Annotated in this window: 15 protein-coding genes; 9 read left to right on the forward strand and 6 right to left on the reverse strand. The window is 70.8% G+C overall.

What is annotated here, in order from left to right; genetic code table 11:
- Positions 1-35: 35 nt before the first annotated feature.
- A complete protein-coding gene (gene purM, locus CT688_RS03660) occupies positions 36-1121 on the forward strand; it encodes a phosphoribosylformylglycinamidine cyclo-ligase (protein WP_107755795.1) in 1086 nt (361 codons plus the stop codon).
- 84 nt (positions 1122-1205) lie between these two features.
- Here the strand turns inward: purM and CT688_RS03665 are convergent, their stop codons facing one another.
- Both CT688_RS03665 and CT688_RS03670 read right to left on the reverse strand, forming a co-directional pair.
- The gene (locus CT688_RS03665) at positions 1206-1409 is read right to left on the reverse strand and encodes a DUF3073 domain-containing protein (RefSeq protein WP_107755796.1); all 204 of its coding nucleotides are present in this window, start codon (positions 1407-1409) and stop codon (positions 1206-1208) included.
- A gap of 131 nt (positions 1410-1540) precedes the next feature.
- Positions 1541-2704 (reverse strand): folate-binding protein YgfZ, encoded by a 1164-nt coding sequence (locus CT688_RS03670; RefSeq protein ID WP_107755797.1) that lies wholly within the window; start codon positions 2702-2704, stop codon positions 1541-1543.
- Positions 2705-2742: 38 nt separating this feature from the next.
- On the opposite strand from CT688_RS03670, the gene CT688_RS03675 reads away from it, so the two are divergent.
- The 5 genes from CT688_RS03675 (at position 2743) to cydC (ending at position 9779) form a co-directional block, all read left to right on the forward strand.
- Positions 2743-3681, forward strand: a complete 939-nt coding sequence (locus CT688_RS03675) for an aminodeoxychorismate lyase (RefSeq protein ID WP_194861418.1) — start codon at positions 2743-2745, stop codon at positions 3679-3681.
- A gap of 136 nt (positions 3682-3817) precedes the next feature.
- On the forward strand, positions 3818-5320 hold the full coding sequence (locus tag CT688_RS03680; protein ID WP_107755799.1) for a cytochrome ubiquinol oxidase subunit I: 1503 nt from the start codon (positions 3818-3820) through the stop codon (positions 5318-5320).
- A gap of 14 nt (positions 5321-5334) precedes the next feature.
- A complete protein-coding gene (gene cydB / locus CT688_RS03685) occupies positions 5335-6384 on the forward strand; it encodes a cytochrome d ubiquinol oxidase subunit II (RefSeq protein WP_107755800.1) in 1050 nt (349 codons plus the stop codon).
- A 6-nt stretch (positions 6385-6390) separates the two neighbouring features.
- On the forward strand, positions 6391-8097 hold the full coding sequence (gene cydD / locus CT688_RS03690; RefSeq protein ID WP_107755801.1) for a thiol reductant ABC exporter subunit CydD: 1707 nt from the start codon (positions 6391-6393) through the stop codon (positions 8095-8097).
- Positions 8094-9779, forward strand: coding sequence for a thiol reductant ABC exporter subunit CydC (gene cydC / locus CT688_RS03695; protein WP_107755802.1), 1686 nt, complete (start codon positions 8094-8096; stop codon positions 9777-9779). The genes cydD and cydC overlap by 4 nt, the downstream gene beginning before the upstream one ends.
- Before the next feature lie 7 nt (positions 9780-9786).
- Here the strand turns inward: cydC and CT688_RS03700 are convergent, their stop codons facing one another.
- The 4 genes from CT688_RS03700 to CT688_RS03715 all read right to left on the reverse strand — a co-directional run bounded on the left by CT688_RS03700 (position 9787) and on the right by CT688_RS03715 (position 12725).
- Positions 9787-10476 carry an FABP family protein gene (locus tag CT688_RS03700; protein WP_182613618.1) on the reverse strand — a complete coding sequence of 230 codons (690 nt, stop codon included), beginning with the start codon at positions 10474-10476 and terminating at the stop codon, positions 9787-9789.
- 119 nt (positions 10477-10595) lie between these two features.
- Positions 10596-11096, reverse strand: coding sequence for a hypothetical protein (locus CT688_RS03705; RefSeq protein WP_107755803.1), 501 nt, complete (start codon positions 11094-11096; stop codon positions 10596-10598).
- Positions 11097-11143: 47 nt separating this feature from the next.
- Positions 11144-11974 carry a sulfurtransferase gene (locus CT688_RS03710; RefSeq protein ID WP_107755804.1) on the reverse strand — a complete coding sequence of 277 codons (831 nt, stop codon included), beginning with the start codon at positions 11972-11974 and terminating at the stop codon, positions 11144-11146.
- 10 nt (positions 11975-11984) lie between these two features.
- The gene (locus CT688_RS03715) at positions 11985-12725 is read right to left on the reverse strand and encodes a DUF2993 domain-containing protein (RefSeq protein ID WP_228549265.1); all 741 of its coding nucleotides are present in this window, start codon (positions 12723-12725) and stop codon (positions 11985-11987) included.
- Between the two features lie 84 nt (positions 12726-12809).
- Between CT688_RS03715 and CT688_RS03720 the strand changes: the two genes are divergently transcribed.
- The 3 genes from CT688_RS03720 (at position 12810) to pstS (ending at position 15792) form a co-directional block, all read left to right on the forward strand.
- Complete coding sequence (locus CT688_RS03720) at positions 12810-13499, forward strand: response regulator transcription factor (RefSeq protein ID WP_017835270.1); 690 nt, start codon at positions 12810-12812, stop codon at positions 13497-13499.
- The gene (gene mshD / locus CT688_RS03725) at positions 13496-14434 is read left to right on the forward strand and encodes a mycothiol synthase (RefSeq protein ID WP_107755806.1); all 939 of its coding nucleotides are present in this window, start codon (positions 13496-13498) and stop codon (positions 14432-14434) included. Before CT688_RS03720 ends, mshD begins: the two co-directional genes overlap by 4 nt.
- A gap of 248 nt (positions 14435-14682) precedes the next feature.
- On the forward strand, positions 14683-15792 hold the full coding sequence (pstS, locus tag CT688_RS03730) for a phosphate ABC transporter substrate-binding protein PstS (RefSeq protein ID WP_107755807.1): 1110 nt from the start codon (positions 14683-14685) through the stop codon (positions 15790-15792).
- Positions 15793-15858: the final 66 nt, after the last annotated feature.

Genomic DNA, 15858 nt, shown 5'->3' on the forward strand with positions numbered 1-15858 from the left:
CGCCCGCCCAGGGGCGCCGATGAGGAGAATCGACCATGACCGAGAACCACCACCCCGCGCGCGGCGCCTCGTACGCCGCCGCCGGCGTCGACATCGACGCCGGCGAGCGCGCTGTCGAACTGTTCGCGCCCCACGCCAGGCGTGCGACCCGACCGGAGGTGATGGGCGGTCTCGGGGGTTTCGCGGGGTTGTTCTCCCTGAAGAACACGTATCGGCAGCCGCTCCTGGCCTCGTCGACGGACGGCGTCGGCACCAAGATCGCGGTGGCGCAGGCCATGGATGTCCACGACACGGTGGGCATCGACCTCGTGGCGATGGTGGTGGACGATCTCGTGGTGTGCGGCGCCGAGCCGCTGTTCCTCCAGGACTACATCGCCATCGGCAAGGTCGTGCCGGAGCATGTCGCCGCCATCGTCGAGGGGATCGCCGAGGGGTGCGTGCGGGCGGGATGTGCCCTGCTGGGCGGGGAGACCGCCGAGCACCCCGGGCTCATGGCGCCCGGCGAGTACGACATCTCGGGCACCGGGGTCGGGATCGTCGAAGCCGACGAGGTGCTCAAGGCGGAGAACGTCCGCCCCGGCGATGTGATCGTGGGTATGGCGTCCTCGGGTCTGCATTCCAACGGCTACTCACTGGCCCGGCACGTGCTGCTGGACCTCGCTCGCCTACCGCTGGAGGGTCACGTCGAGGAGTTCGGTCGGACACTGGGCGAGGAACTCCTCGAACCCACCCGCATCTACGCCCTGGACTGTCTGAGTCTCATCGCGGAGACCGACGTCCGGGTGTTCAGCCATGTGACAGGCGGAGGCCTCGCGGAGAACCTCGCGCGGGTCATGCCGCGCGGACTGGTCGCACGGCTCGACCGAGGGCGGTGGCCAGTGCCCGCCGTGTTCGGCACGATCGCCCACCACGGCCGTGTCGAACAGACCGAGATGGAACGGACGTTCAACATGGGCGTCGGGATGATCGCCGTCCTCCCGGCCGAGGACGTGGACCGAGCCCAGGCCGTGCTCACGGCACGGCACGTCGACAACTGGGTGATCGGGCACGTGGACAAGGCTGGAGAGGACGCCGCGGACTCGCCCCGCGTCGTCCTGGAGGGGTCGCACGCCAGATTCTGACCGGGGGGTCAGACCCCACCGCACACACGTGGGCCGGGCATCCAGCGGGATGCCCGGCCCACGTGTGTGCGGCTGGAAGTGCGGTCAGAACCTGCTGTCGCCGTCGGACCACGAATCGTAGGGGTCCTCGTCCTCGTCGGCACCGGGCCGATCGGTGCTGACCCGAGTGGTGGGTGCGCCACCACCGGCCAACTCCGCCTGGAGACGTTCTAGGTCCGTCTGCGGAGTGTTGTACTTGAGTTCGCGAGCGACCTTGGTCTGCTTCGCCTTCGCGCGGCCTCGGCCCATCGACCTGACCCCCTCGGAAACGGTGCTGGGCCACCTCGGGGGTGCCCATCAATGTGAGTATCTGCCTGCCCACAGGATAGCGTGCCCGGCCCGGAATGTCCGCCCGGGTGTCGCGGGGCGGCCTGCGGCACCTACCCCTGGCCGCGCAGCCTGCGGATCGCCTCGCGTCCGGCCTGCGGACCGGAGTCGTCCGGGAGGGAGTCGGGGTCGAGGGCGGCGGAGACCCCGTCCACCTCCAGGGCGGTGCCCGGCGCGACCGACCTCTTGATCAGCGCGAGCGCCACCGGACCGTCCTCGTGGTGATGGACGACGGTGCCCAACCGGCCGACGGGGCGACCGCCGACCGTGACCGCGGCACCGGGGGTCACGGACTGGTCGACGCCGGAGCCGTCCAGGTGCAGGCGGACGAGGACCCGGGGGGACTTACCCAGATTGTGGACGCGGGAGACCGTCTCCTGGCCCCGGTAGCACCCCTTGTCCAGGTGGACCGCGCCCCGCTGGGCCACCTCGCCGATCCACGCGGGGACCTCGTGGGGGATGGTCTTCTCGTCGGTGTCCACGCCGAGCCGGGCACGCAGCGGGATCGACTCGGCCGTGCGCATGGCCTCCAGCGCCCACGACCCCGCGGGGCGGGCGCCGGAGCGGACGGCCGAGTCGAACCACGCGGTCAGGTCGGCCCGGGGGACGAGGAGGTCGATCGAACCCGCGGCCGGCCAGGGCATCCGGCGGGCGATACCTCCCCCCGGGAGCGGGACGCTCGCGTAATCCCGGCGGGGGAGCTCGACCGGGGTCCCGTCCGGTGCGGTGACCGTGTCGGGCAGCCCGGTGCCGACGAGGGTGACGACGACGAGGTCGGCCGTCCGCGGGGCGGCGTCGGCCCAGAAGACCATCCGGGTGAGGAACGCGAGAAGGTCCGCGCCCCGCCCGGGCTCGGTGTCCAGCACGAGCGTCCCGTCGACGTCGGACAGCACCATGTGGTGCTCCACCCGGCCGTTGGCGTCGAGGATCAGCGTCTCGGCGCCCGAGCGGTCCGGGAGGTCCGCCACGTGCTGGGAGACGAAGCCCTCGAGCCAGGACAGCCGCTCCGCGCCCCCGATGGTCAGGACGTCACGGTGGGAGCGGTCGACCACCACCACGGAGCTGGCGGCCACACGCTGCTCGGCGAAGGGGTCCCCGTAGTGGAACGGGACCCCGGCGTCGGGGCCGGGGCCGGGGGCGTCCACGGCCCCGGGACGGTCCAGGATCGGGCTGCGGTAGCCGGGGTCGGGCCGGTCGGGCGCTGCTGGGACGGTCACGATCGCGATCCTACGTGCGTCGTCGTAGTGTTGCCGCCATGGGCACTGTGGCGGCAGAAGGAGTCGACGGAGCGGCGGGCCGCTCGGCGAACACGCGGGTGGTCGTCCTGGTCGAGGGGGGTCCGGACGGCCCCCGGCCCCGGGTGCACCCGGCCGGCGAGCCGTTGCTGCTGGCGGATGACCTCGCCGCTGTGCGGGGGGACGGATGTTTCGAGACCCTGCTCGTGGTGGGTGGTCGGCCGGCCAAACCCGAGCGGCATCTCGCCCGGTTGGCCAGGTCGGCCTCGGCGCTCGGCCTCCGCGGGCCCACAGCCGATCAGTGGGAGGTGGGGATGGCCCTGGCCGCCCGCGAATGGGGCCCGGACTCCGAGGGGATGCTGCGACTGGTGCTGTCCCGCGGCCCGGAACGAGGGGGCCCGGAGACGGCGTACATCACCGTCGCGCCCGTCGGCCCGCACGCCGTGCGGGCGCGGGCGCAGGGCATCGCGGTGACCGTGCTGGGGAGGGGATTCCCGGCGGACTTCGCCGCGTCGGCGCCCTGGATGCTGCTCGGTGCCAAGACCCTGTCCTACGCGGCCAACATGGCGGCACTGCGCCACGCGGCCGCGAACGGGTTCGACGACGTCGTGTACCTGTCCTCCGAGGCGGAGGTCCTCGAGGGCCCCCGGTCTACGGTCGTCATCGCCCGATCGGGCGAACTCGTCAGCCCGCCGGCCGAGGTGGGGATCCTCGAGGGCACCACACTCGGGGCGCTCGCGGAGGTGGCGAAGCGCGACGGGGTCCCGGTTCACCGCGAGAGGCTCCTGCTGTCAGATCTGCTCACCGCCGATGCCGTGTGGTTGCTCTCCTCGGTCACCCTCGCCGCACGTGTCCGCCGCATCGACGACGTCACACTGGACGGGCCCGAGCCCGGGATCGACGTGGCCGGGATGGTCGACCGCGCCGTCGGGCGGGCCCAGGGCTCCGATTCTGGATAAATTCCCTTCATCCTCCCTGCTAGGGGTGTCCAAGACCACACAGTGCCGTATTGAGTACCGATACCCCTAGGCGTACCGTCCTGCATAGGGCCGCCCGATCAGGTCGTGGCGGTATTCGTAACAGGAGCTCGGGCTCATGGACGTACTCGACATCTCGCGGTGGCAGTTCGGGATCACCACCGTCTATCACTTCGTCTTCGTCCCGTTGACGATCGGTCTGGCCCCCTTGGTGGCGGTCATGCAGACCGTGTGGGCGGCCACCGGGAAACCCGGGTGGTATCGCGCCACGAAGTTCTTCGGAAAGCTCTTCCTCATCAACTTCGCGCTCGGCATCGTCACCGGAATCGTGCAGGAATTCCAGTTCGGGATGAACTGGTCCGAGTACTCCCGGTTCGTCGGCGACGTCTTCGGTGCGCCCCTCGCTCTCGAGGGCCTCGCTGCGTTCTTCCTCGAATCGACCTTCCTCGGGCTGTGGATCTTCGGCTGGGGACGTCTGCCCAAGGCGGTCCACCTCGCGTCCATCTGGATGGCGGCGATCGGGGTGAATCTGTCCGCGTACTTCATCATCGCCGCCAATTCCTTCATGCAGCACCCCGTCGGCGCGGTCTACAACCCCGAGACAGGGCGGGCGGAACTCACCAGCATCTGGGCGCTCCTGACCAACCCGACGGCGCTCGCCGCGGTGCCACACACCATCGCGGGCGCCTTCCTCACCGCCGGGACCTTCGTCGCCGGCATCGGGATGTGGTGGATGGTCCGCGCCTCGCGCCAGCAGGTCGAGCTCGTCGCCGCCGGCGACGTGGACGCCGGGGCGGAGAAGAAGACCCAGGCACGCGAGATCTTCCGGCCGGTCACCCGGCTCGCGCTGTGGGTGATGATCGTGTCCGGAGCAGCACTCATCGCCACCGGGGACATCCAGGGCAAGTTGATGTTCGACCAGCAGCCGATGAAGATGGCGGCCGCGGAATCCCTGTGCCACACCGAGACCGACCCGAAGTTCTCCGTTCTGACGGTGGGGACACACAACAACTGTGAGTCGGTCAGCCACCTCATCGAGGTCCCGTACGTTCTCCCGTACCTGGCGGAGGGGCGGCTCTCGGGCGTCGAACTGCGCGGAGTCCAGGATCTCCAGGCGCACTACGAGGAACAGTTCGGGCCCGGCAACTACTCACCCAACCTCTTCGTGACCTACTGGAGTTTTCGGGCCATGATCGGACTGGGTGTCGGTTCCGCCCTCCTGGCGGTCGTCGGCCTGTGGTACACCCGGCCCTCGGCACCCGTCCCCGATCAGCGCTGGCTCGGGACCCTCGGCATCGCGGCCATCCCGTTCCCGTTCCTCGCCAACTCGGCGGGCTGGGTGTTCACCGAAATGGGACGTCAACCGTGGGTCGTGCACCCCAACCCTGTCGGCGATCCGATGATCAGTCTTCTCGTCGGCCAGGGGGTGTCCGACCACTCTCCGTGGCTCGTGCTGGGTTCGCTGGCCGGGTTCACGATCGTCTACGGCGCCCTGGCCGTCGTGTGGTTCGTGCTCATCCGCCGCTACACCATCGAGGGGCCGCTGGAGCACGATGCGGAACCTCACCTCGGGCCACCCGACGGCGATGACGCCGGACGGCCGCTGTCCTTCGCGTACTGACAGGGAGAGAGCTCATGGGACTCCAGGAACTCTGGTTCATCCTCATCGCCGTGTTGTTTCTCGGATACTTCGTCCTCGAAGGGTTCGACTTCGGCGTGGGGATCCTCATGCCGGTCCTCGGGCGCGGTCCCGACACCCCCGATCGAGACCTCCGTCGTCGCGCCGTGCTCAACACGATCGGCCCGGTGTGGGACGGTAACGAGGTCTGGCTGCTGGTCGCGGGTGGGGCGATGTTCGCCGCGTTCCCGGAGTGGTACGCCACCCTGTTCTCCGGCTTCTACCTCCCGCTGTTCCTCATCCTGATCGCATTGATCCTCCGGGCCGTCGCGATCGAGTTCCGGGGCAAGATCGACACCGCCGCGTGGCGGCGCAGATGGGATCTGGCGATCGTCGTCGGCTCCGTGGTGCCCGCGGTCCTCTGGGGAGTGGCGTTCGCCAACATCGTCCGGGGGTTGGCCATCGACTCCGACAAGAACGTCACCAGCACTCTTTTCGACCTGCTCAACCCGTATGCCCTGGTCGGTGGCCTCCTCACCCTGACCGTGTTCACCCTCCACGGGGCCGTGTTCATCGCGCTGAAGACCTCCGGGGAGCTGCGGACCGAGGCGGTCAGGATCGCGCGGATCCTGGCACCGTCCGGGTTGGCGCTGGGCGGGGTCTTCACACTGTGGACACAGCTGGCCCACGGGCGCATGTGGACCTGGGGCGCCGTCGCGGTGGCCGCCGCCGCCCTCGTCGGTGTGGTCGCGGCGGTCTACGCGGACAGGGAGGGTCGGGCCTTCGCCGGTACCACCCTGGCCATCTCGGCGGTCGTCGTCCTCCTGTTCGGTTCGCTCTTCCCGGACGTCATGCCCACCACGTTGGCGGAGGGGGTCGGTCTCACCATCGAGAACGCCTCGAGTTCGCACTACACCCTCGTCGTCATGACCTGGGCCGCCTCGGCCCTCACCCCGGTGGTCCTGGTCTACCAGGGCTGGACCTACTGGGTGTTCCGCAAGCGCATCTCGGTGGACCAGATCCCTCCGTCGATCGGCCTCCGGCCCGCGCGGTCCGGGAGGAGCTGACCCCCGGTGGCGGCCCCACTCGATCCCCGGCTGCTCCACGAGTCGCGTTCGGTGCGCCGTCACCTCACGATCTCGGTGGCCCTCGCGGCGGTCACGGCCGCGGCGACGGCCGCGTTCGCGATCCTGCTCGCCCGGGTGCTCGCGGGCGTCATCACCGATCCCTCGGTGCGTGCGCTCGACGCCTGGACAGAGGAGCTGACCGGGCTGACCGTCGCGGCCGCCGTGCGGGTCACCGCGACATGGGCGCAACAGCGTCTGGCGCGCGCGGGCGCCGGAGAGGTCGTCGACGACCTCCGTGCCCGTGTCGCACGCGCCGTGGCGGGATGGGATCCGATCGAACGCCGACGGCGATCGGCCGAACTCGACGCCATCCTCACCACCGGACTCGGGGGCCTGGTGCCCTATCTCGCCGGGTACGTGCCGGCGCTGACGACCGCGGTCGTCGTCACCCCCGCGCTGGTCGTGGTGGTGGCACTGGTCGATCCGCTCTCCGCCGTGGTGATCGCGGTGACGCTCCCGCTGATCCCGGTCTTCATGATCCTGGTGGGCACCCTCACGAGGTCACGCACCGAGCGGCAGTTGCAGACCATGTCGACACTGTCCGCCCGCGTCCTCGACCTCATCGCGGGAGTGCCCACACTCGTGGCGCTCGGACGGGAGCGCGGGCCGGAGGTTCAGGTCGCCGCGGCCGCCCGGGCTCACCGTCGCGCCACGATGGACGCGCTGAGGATCGCGTTCCTGTCCTCGATGGTCCTCGAGCTCCTCGCGACGCTGTGCGTGGCGCTGGTGGCGGTAGGGATCGGTCTGCGGCTCGTCGTGGGCGACATGGATCTCGCCGCGGGGATCGCCGCACTGATACTGGCGCCCGAGGTGTACCAGCCGCTCCGCGCGGTCGGTGCCAGGTTTCACGAGTCCGCCGACGGTGCCCTCGCTGCGGACCGGGCCTTCGAGGTGCTCGACGGTCGCGCGGGCGAGCGGCTCGACGATCGGTCCGGCAGGGGAGGAGGCGGCACGGTTCGCGTCGCCGAGGGGCCCGCCCGGATCGAGATCGAGGGCCTCGAGGTGCGCAGCCGCGACGGGATGCGGCCGGCCGGTCTCGACCTGGTCGCCGAGCCCGGCCACCTGACCGTCCTCACCGGACCGAACGGATCGGGTAAGTCCACCGCCATCCTCGCGTTGTTGGCACTGCTGTCGACGTCGCGGGTCGAGGGGGGCCGGATTCGTATCGGGGGGATCGACGTCGAGGACCTCGATCGCGAGACGTGGTGGTCGCGGGTCGCGTGGCAACCCCAGAGTCCGACCCTCGTGTCCGGCACCCTGCGCGAGAACGTCGAGCTCTTCGGTGTGGACCCGGCTCGGCTCGACGCAGCGGCCCGGTTGGCGGGTGCCGACCGCGTGGTCGCGGAACGGGAGGAGGGATGGGATAGCCCTGTGGGCCCCGGGGGCGGTGGACTGTCGACGGGGGAAGCGCATCGGCTCGCGCTCACCAGGCTGTTCGCCGCGGACGCCGATGTCCTCGTCGCCGACGAGCCCACCGCGCACCTGGACGGGGAGACGGCCGGTCGGGTCGCCGACGCCCTCCGCGACCGGGCGCGGTCCGGCAGCACCGTCCTGGTCGTTTCGCATGCGCGAGAGGTCCTCGACTCCGCCGACGTCGTGGTGACACTCACCGCCGCGGGCACACCCGCAGCGCGACCGGAGGTGGCCCGGTGACCGACTTGCGCTACGTCCTCGCGCTGCTGGAACTGGACCGCCTCCGGGTGGCGCGGGCTGTGCTGATCGCCGTTCTGACCCTCGCCGCGGCGGGGGCGCTCGCCGCGATCTCCGCATGGTTGATCATCCGGGCGTGGGAGCGGCCCCCCGTGATGGACCTCACCGTCGCCGTCGTCGCCGTACGCGCACTCGGTATCGGCCGTGGCGTCTCACGGTACCTGGACAGGCTCGCCTCTCACGACGTCGCCCTCCGGGGTGCCGCCAGTGCGCGGGAGCGCCTCTACCGGCGGTTGGCGGAGGGTTCCGCCACGCCGGCGCTCCGCAGCGGTGACGTACTCCTGCGCTCGGGCCGCGATCTCGATGTGGTCGCGGACACCGTGGTCCGCGTCCTCATCCCCGCGATGGTGGCGGCCGCGTTGTCGACCGGTGCGGTCGTCGCACTCGCGCTGCTGTCACCCTTGGTCGCACTGGTCATGGCGGTCTGCGTGGTCCTCGTCGGGGTGGTGTTCCCCGCCCTGGCCGCCCGGGCGGCGCTCGGAGCGGAACGGGCGGTCGCCGCGGCCAGCTCGGACCAGGCCGCGGCCGCCGTCCTCGTGGTGGACCACGCCGAGGAACTCGCGGTGGGAGGACGCCTCGGGGTGGTGGTCCGATCGATCTCGGACCACGGGAACCGCCGCCGCGATGCGGAGCGCCGGTCGGACGCCGCCGCCGCCCGGGCCGTGGCCGCAGTGCCCGCGGGCACTCTCGTCACGGCCCTGGCGGCCCTCCTCGTGGGGGTCCTGGCCTATGGGGGCGACGCGGGCCACGGACCGACCTGGATCGGGATACTCGTCCTGTTCCCGCTGGCGGCGTTCGAGGCGCTCGCGGCTCTTCCCGCCGCGGCAGGGCACCTGTCGCGGGCGATCCCCGCCGCCGAACGCGTCCGGGACATGATCCGACAGGCCTGCGGGAGCAACGGGACCGCGAGGGCCACCGGTGCGGGTGCGGAGGTCGAGGACGACGCCGCCGCGTCACTCGTGGACGATGGCGAGATTCTCCTATTGGCGACGGGTCTGAGCTGGGGATACGCCGACCGAGCGCTGAACTCGACGCCTCTGGGGCTCGTCCTGCGCCGCGGCGACCGGGTGGTGATCCGGGGCCCGTCGGGATCCGGCAAGAGTACGCTGGCGCGGGTCCTGGCAGGGCTTGACACACCTCTGACCGGACGCGTGCGGGCGCCGGGAGGGGACCTGGCGAGACTCGACCGACCCCACTGTCGCGAGCAGGTGATCTACCTCGCCCAGGACGCCAGAGTGTTCGCCACCACTCTACGAGACGATCTGCTCGTGGCCCGGGGTGATGCGACCGATCAGGAGCTTCTGCGCGTCTTGGACGAGGTCGGTCTCGGCGGGTGGGTCGCCGGCCTGCCGGACGGACTGGACACGGTGCTGGAGGGCGGGGGTGACGCCGTCTCCGGCGGACAGCGGCGACGGATCCTGCTCGCGCGGGCCCTTCTGGTCTCCGCGCCGGTCGTGATTCTCGATGAGCCCACCGAGCATCTCGAGGCCGGGGATTCGGGCTCGGTCCTCCGTCGGATCTGCGAGTGCGGTCCGGGCGGTCTGTTCGGGCCGGACCGGGCGGTCGTCGTGGTCACCCATGATCGCTCGACCCGGGTGAGGGCGACGAAGGAGATCGAACTCTAGGGAGCGGTCAGCCGGCGACCCGCCTCAGCCGCGCAGACATGTGCGGGACCAGGCCCCGCTCCGGGTGGACGCGCTCTTCCACCCACCCCAGGTCGCCGCCCTCCACGATCCCGTAGAGGCGTTTTGCGCCGCCTCGCTCCGGGCCGGTGGGGGAGGCCAACACCACGTCGGTCGCCATCTCCCACGCGGCCTGGTTGATCGGCGTGCCGTAGTACATCTCGATCACTCCGGAGGCGTGTGCCACGAGGAACTCGAGCCGGTCGTCGGCGGAGATCCGCCAGAATCCCGACTCCCGGTAGGCGGGGTCGTCCACCGCTCCGCCCGAGTCGTAAGTCCAGGCCCGGGAGCTCCAGCTCAGGTAGTTCTCCCCGTCGTGCGCCACGACGATCTGCTGGCCGAAGCGGTGCTCCCCCCGGTCGGCGGTGTCCGCCTCGCCCTCGCCTTCCCAGACCCCCACCAGGGGGAGCAGCGCGAGGAGGCCGGGGTGCAGGTCCGGTCCGAATCGGAGGTTGGCCGTGTCCTCGGGGATCGGGAGCTCGGAGAAGGCCGGGATGTTCCGGCCGGCGGTCTGCTCTGAACGCCGCGCCGCGGCATCGACCGCCGCGTTCGCGGATCCGCGCACGACCGAACCGCCGTCTCCCCCCTCGGGGGTGGACGGCGTGGGGTCGACCGCGCCGGTGGGGTCGCTGTCCGTCACGACTCGTCGGTCACCGTGCGGTACACGATGTAGCAGGTGGCCCACAGGATGGCCAGCGTGCAGAGGACGAGGAGGATCTCGAAGAAGAGCACCATGGCGTAATTCTAACCCCGGGGCCGTCAGCCGAGTGAGATGCGGGCGTCGATCGAGTGGATGAGGCAGTCGTCCGAGGGGACCACGAAGTCCTCGCTGACCCGCGCCCGGAGTCCCACGACGGTCACGAGGGTGAAGTCCGCGTGTACGACGCCCTCGCGCCCCGGGGGGTCGACGGTGATGACGATGTCGCGCACCTCCCGGATCGTCGAGTACTGCAGGTGCAGATGCAGGTCCCACCTGAGGTGGTCGGCGCCGAACCCCGTCTTGAGCCCGTTCTCGCGACGGACGCAGTCGGGGGCGAAGGGCACCCGGAACGCCGCCGCGGGGAGCGTGAGCGCCGTGAGGTACATCCGCACCGCCGCCTCGCGCTCGGCGGGCGAGTACGGGCCGGGGTGGTCGGGTACCTGCGGGACCGCACCGCGACGCTGGTCGATGCCGACGAGGACGGCGGAGGCCACGGAGGCGCCGAGCGCCACGACGGAGGCACGTGCGGCCATGCCGAGCGCTCTGGAGAGAAGTGACATGCCCAGAGATTAGCGACTCGATCGCCCGGGCGGGGCGGGGAGAATCCTCACCTCTCGACGGGGACACCGATGAGCGAGCCGTACTCGACCCAGCTGCCGTCGTAGTTGACCACTGAGGGCTGGTCGAGGAGCTCGTGGAGGACGAACCACGTGTGGCTGGAGCGCTCCCCGATCCGGCAGTAGGTCACCACGCGACGGCCGGGCTGGTCGAGGAGATCCGCGTAGATCTCCCTGAGGTCGGCGTCCGTCCGGAAGGTGCCGTCGCGGGTCACCGCGCGGTTCCAGGGAATGCTCACGGCGCCCGGGATGTGGCCGCGCTGACGACCGCCCTCCTGTGGCAACCCGGCCGGCGCCGCGAGGCGGCCGGTGTACTCGTCGACGGAGCGCACGTCCACGAGTGCGTCGGTGCCCAGGCCCGCCAGGACGTCGTCGCGGAACGCGCGGATCGACAGGTCCTGCGGGTCGGCGACGTAGTCGGTCACGGGTCGTCGGGGCAGATCGGTCGTGAGCGGCAACCCGTCGCGCTCCCAGCGCATTCTGCCCCCGTCGAGCAGTCGCACGTCGGCGTGGCCGTACAGCCGCAGGTACCAGTACGCGTAGGCCGCGAACCAGTTGTGATTACCGCCGTAGACCACCACGGTGTGGTCGCGGGTGATGCCGCGTGCGGACAGGAGCTCGGCGAACCGCTCGCGGCCGACGAGATCTCGCGCGTACTCCTCCTGCAGCTCCGTCCGCCAGTTCAGTGCGACGGCACCGGGGATGTGACCGTCCGTGTGGTACGCCGCCACGTCCTCGTCGACCTCGAGGAAGACCACCGAGTCGTCGTCGAGGCGCGATTCGGCCCAGCGTGTGCTGACCAGTACGTCGTCGCGACTCATGTCGGCGAGTCTAGTGGTCCGGTCGGGCCAGGCCCCCGAGTGCCGTTGCGCCCGGGGCGCCGGTGCCCGCGGCGGTGATCGTCCCGCCCCTCACGGTGAGGGTCTCCACCGCGACGCCGAGGGGCAGGACGTCCGGGGGGAGCGTGAGCGCGGTTCGTCGCAGCGCCAGGTCGGGATCCTGGTCTGGGAGGCCGGAGGGCCCCGTCGCGGCGGCGACGGGGACGAGGTGCGCGCCGCGGTCGTCGACGACGAGGTCGACCTCGGCCGAGACCCGGGTGTCGGTCCCCTCGAGCGTCCCGGTGACCCGGGCGCGGTGCTCGACGCCTCCGGCCAGACTCGGGTCGTCGGCGCCACCGACCAGGACGTCCCTCATCCCCAGTGCGGGGCCGAGCGCGTCGCCGGTGATCTGGACGGCCACGCGCTCGACGACCGCGGTCATGTCGGCGGACCGGTCCGCCGGGAGGTGTAGATCGGTGACCAGGGCCTCCACGGCCACCGGACCGAGACCCGGGCGGGTGACACCCTCGACGCGGATCGACGCCGACGCCGGCGTCCCGGGCCCGGTCCACCGTGCGGTCGGACCCCCGCCGAGCATCACCGACGGGGCCGGGAGTCCCGGCGTGGCGGGGCGGATCCGGGTGGACACGTCGGCCTCCACCCTGGAGGCGTTGACGGTGTCGACGGCGAAGGCGCCGGCCAGTGCGACGGCCAGGGTGGCGGCCACCACCGCGACGGTGCGACGAGCTCTCATGGGGTTCAGGTCTACTCCGATGGCCGTAACTGGGGGGTGGGTCGCTAGTATCGTCTGGGCGCCAGGACGAGGAGGAAGCGACACATGGACGTAGTGCTCCTCACGGCTGAATCCGATCCCGAGACGGTGGTCCCGGCTCTGTCGCTCCTGCCGCACTCGGTCAGGCTGCTACCGCCCCTCGCCTCCTCGGTGGGCGAGTTGGCCGGTGCCGCGCTCGCCGTGGTCGACGCGAGGAGTGATCTCGCGGCCTCGCGCGCGCTCTGCCGGCTCCTCTCGGGGAGCGCGGAGATCTCCGTCATCGCGGTGGTCTCCGAGGGCGGACTGATCGCGGTCAGCGGGGACTGGGGGCTCGATGACATCATCCTGCCGACCACCGGGCCCGCCGAGGTTGACGCCCGGTTCAGACTGTCCGCCGCACGTCATTCGTCGCAGGGCGAGTCCGACGGCGGACTGCTCACGGTGGGCGAGCTCGTGATCGACGAGGAGACCTACGTGGCACGGGTCAAGGGCCGACCCCTGGATCTGACCTACAAGGAGTTCGAACTCCTCAAGCACCTGTGCCAACACCCCGGGCGGGTGTTCTCGCGCGCCCAGCTCCTCCAGGAGGTGTGGGGGTACGACTTCTTCGGCGGCACCCGGACCGTCGACGTTCACGTCCGGCGACTGCGCGCCAAGCTCGGACCGGACCACGAGTCCCTCATCGGAACCGTGCGCAACGTCGGGTACAAGGCGGTCCGGCCGACCGACCGCAGGGAGGACGGGGGAGACGCATGATCGCCATCGAGCGTTCGGTGGACGACGCCACGGCCGCCATGATCGAGGCGGTCGCCCGTGAGGCCGGCGACGAGGACGGGGTGCCCCCGCTCGGCGAGCAGCCGATGCGGTCTCTCCGGTCGGACGACGGGCAGGGCGTCCGCCATCTGCTGATCCGCGGCGACGGGGGAGGGGTCGTCGGTTACGCCCAGCTCGCGGGCGAGGGCGGGGACGCGACCGCCGAGATGGTCGTCGCCCCCCGGGAGCGGAGACGAGGGGTCGGTTCGGAACTGGTGCGCACCGTGCTCGAGTTGGAGCCCGCCGCCGCGGTGTGGGCGCACGGTGACCTGCCGGCCGCGCGAGCGCTCGCCGCTTCGGTCGGTCTGGTGCGCACCCGGGAGCTCCTCAAGATGCGTCGGAGCGCGGCCGACGGCCCCGCACTCCCCGCGATCGGTCCCGCCGAGGGGATCGAGACGGGAACCCTGGCGGAGGCGGTCTCCGAAGGAGGTGGGCGGTGGCCCGGGCTGGACGCCCGGGAGGAGTTGCTCCGCGTCAACAACGCCGCCTTCTCGTGGCACCCGGAGCAGGGCGGGTGGAGCCGTGGGATGCTCGACCAGCGCCTCGCGGTGGAGTGGGTGGACCCCGCGGGGGTCTTCCTGGCCGTCGATACCGTCGGGCCGGCGCCACGGCTCGCGGGGTTCCACTGGACCAAGACGGTCACCGAGCCCGGTTCCCCCGTGGAGGGTGAGGTCTACGTGGTCGGGGTCGACCCGGCCGACCAGGGTCGGGGACTCGGGGGCATGCTCACCTCGCTCGGGGTGGCGCACCTCGAGGGACCACGGGGTGCGGAGTCGGTCGTCCTCTATGTGGAGGGCGACAACACGGCTGCCCTCAGGACCTACGAGAAGCTCGGGTTCACGGTCGAGCACCGCGATGTGACCTACGCCTCGGAGTGAGGTATCGGATCAGGCGACCCGCTGGCCGCCCATATGCCCAGTTCGGCGCACTGGTCGGGACCTGACTAAGCGTTCCTTTCGTGACACATCCGCTGAGTTCATCTCTAGTTCATCTTCTCCGGCGGGACCGTTCATATCGGCCCCTTACGTTCTGTGCTCGTCGGGTCTCGGAATCGGCCCGGCGTCGTGTTGCTGTCACCAAAGACATGTCCCGGAGGGCTCGCCGCCGGGCGAAACAAGGAGATTCAGTGGACCTCAAGCGCACCGGTGCTCTTCTCGGCCTCACCGCCCTCACCGCGGTCGGGTTGGCCGCCTGCTCGGATGACAACACCGGAAGCGGTGACACCGCGGCGCAGAGTGTCTCCGGCGCGGAATGTGAGGGCAAGCCGACCCTGACCGCGTCGGGGTCCTCCGCCCAGAACAACGCCATGACGATCTTCGCCAACTCCTACGCCCTGAGTTGCGAGGGTCAGACGCTGAACTACAACTCCAACGGCTCGGGCGCCGGCGTGAGCGAGTTCACCGGTGGGATCACGGACTTCGGTGGATCCGATTCCCCGCTGAAGGAGGCCGACTACGCGGCGGCCGAGGAGCGGTGCGGTTCCGAGGCGTGGAACATCCCCGCCGTCTTCGGCCCGATCGCGGTGGCGTACAACCTCGACGGCGTCGAGCTGAAGCTCTCCGGCCCCACCCTCGCCAAGATCTTCAACGGCGAGATCACCACGTGGAACGATCCGGCGATCGCCGAGGAGAACGAGGGCGTGGACCTCCCGGACGAGTCCATCACCGTGATCTTCCGGTCGGACGAGTCCGGCACGACGGACAACTTCCAGAAGTACCTCGAGGCGGCCTCCGAGGGCGCGTGGACGCAGGGCGCCGGCAAGACCTTCACCGGTGGGGTCGGCGAGGGTGCCCGTGGTAACGAGGGCGTCTCCGGTGCCATCGGCCAGACCCCGGGGACCATCACCTACACCGAGTGGTCGTACGCCAAGAACCAGGACCTGTCGATGGTCAAGGTCATCACCCCCGCGGATCCGGAGGGCGTGGAACTCAACGCCGAGACGGCCGGCGTGACGATCGACTCGGCACGCCTGCAGAACGAGGGCACCAACGACCTGGTCATCGACACCTCGTCGTTCTACGTCCCCGAAGCCGCGGGTGCGTACCCCATCATCCTGCCCACCTATGAGATCGTCTGCTCGTCGTACGAGGATCCGGAGACCGCCGCGGCCGTCCGGTCGTTCCTCAACATCGCGGTGGCGGAGGACGTCCAGGCGCAGCTCGAGGACGAGGGATACATCCCCGTGCCGGACGCCTTCCGCGAGCAGCTCCTCACCGCTATCTCCGAGATCTCCTGATCCACCGGTCACCGGCCCGTCGCCCGCCTCGGCGAGCCGGTGACCGTCCACGTCACCCCGAGCGAC

Source organism: Dietzia sp. JS16-p6b, from assembly GCF_003052165.1.
Taxonomy (GTDB): domain Bacteria; phylum Actinomycetota; class Actinomycetes; order Mycobacteriales; family Mycobacteriaceae; genus Dietzia.

Coding starts and splice junctions, on each gene's coding strand:
- purM (WP_107755795.1), top strand. CDS start 36: ATGACCGAGAACCACCACCCCGCGCGCGGCGCCTCGTACGCCGCCGCC.
- CT688_RS03665 (WP_107755796.1), bottom strand. CDS start 1,409: ATGGGCCGAGGCCGCGCGAAGGCGAAGCAGACCAAGGTCGCTCGCGAA.
- CT688_RS03675 (WP_194861418.1), top strand. CDS start 2,743: ATGGGCACTGTGGCGGCAGAAGGAGTCGACGGAGCGGCGGGCCGCTCG.
- CT688_RS03680 (WP_107755799.1), top strand. CDS start 3,818: ATGGACGTACTCGACATCTCGCGGTGGCAGTTCGGGATCACCACCGTC.
- cydB (WP_107755800.1), top strand. CDS start 5,335: ATGGGACTCCAGGAACTCTGGTTCATCCTCATCGCCGTGTTGTTTCTC.
- CT688_RS03705 (WP_107755803.1), bottom strand. CDS start 11,096: ATGTCACTTCTCTCCAGAGCGCTCGGCATGGCCGCACGTGCCTCCGTC.
- CT688_RS03710 (WP_107755804.1), bottom strand. CDS start 11,974: ATGAGTCGCGACGACGTACTGGTCAGCACACGCTGGGCCGAATCGCGC.
- CT688_RS03715 (WP_228549265.1), bottom strand. CDS start 12,725: ATGAGAGCTCGTCGCACCGTCGCGGTGGTGGCCGCCACCCTGGCCGTC.
- CT688_RS03720 (WP_017835270.1), top strand. CDS start 12,810: ATGGACGTAGTGCTCCTCACGGCTGAATCCGATCCCGAGACGGTGGTC.
- mshD (WP_107755806.1), top strand. CDS start 13,496: ATGATCGCCATCGAGCGTTCGGTGGACGACGCCACGGCCGCCATGATC.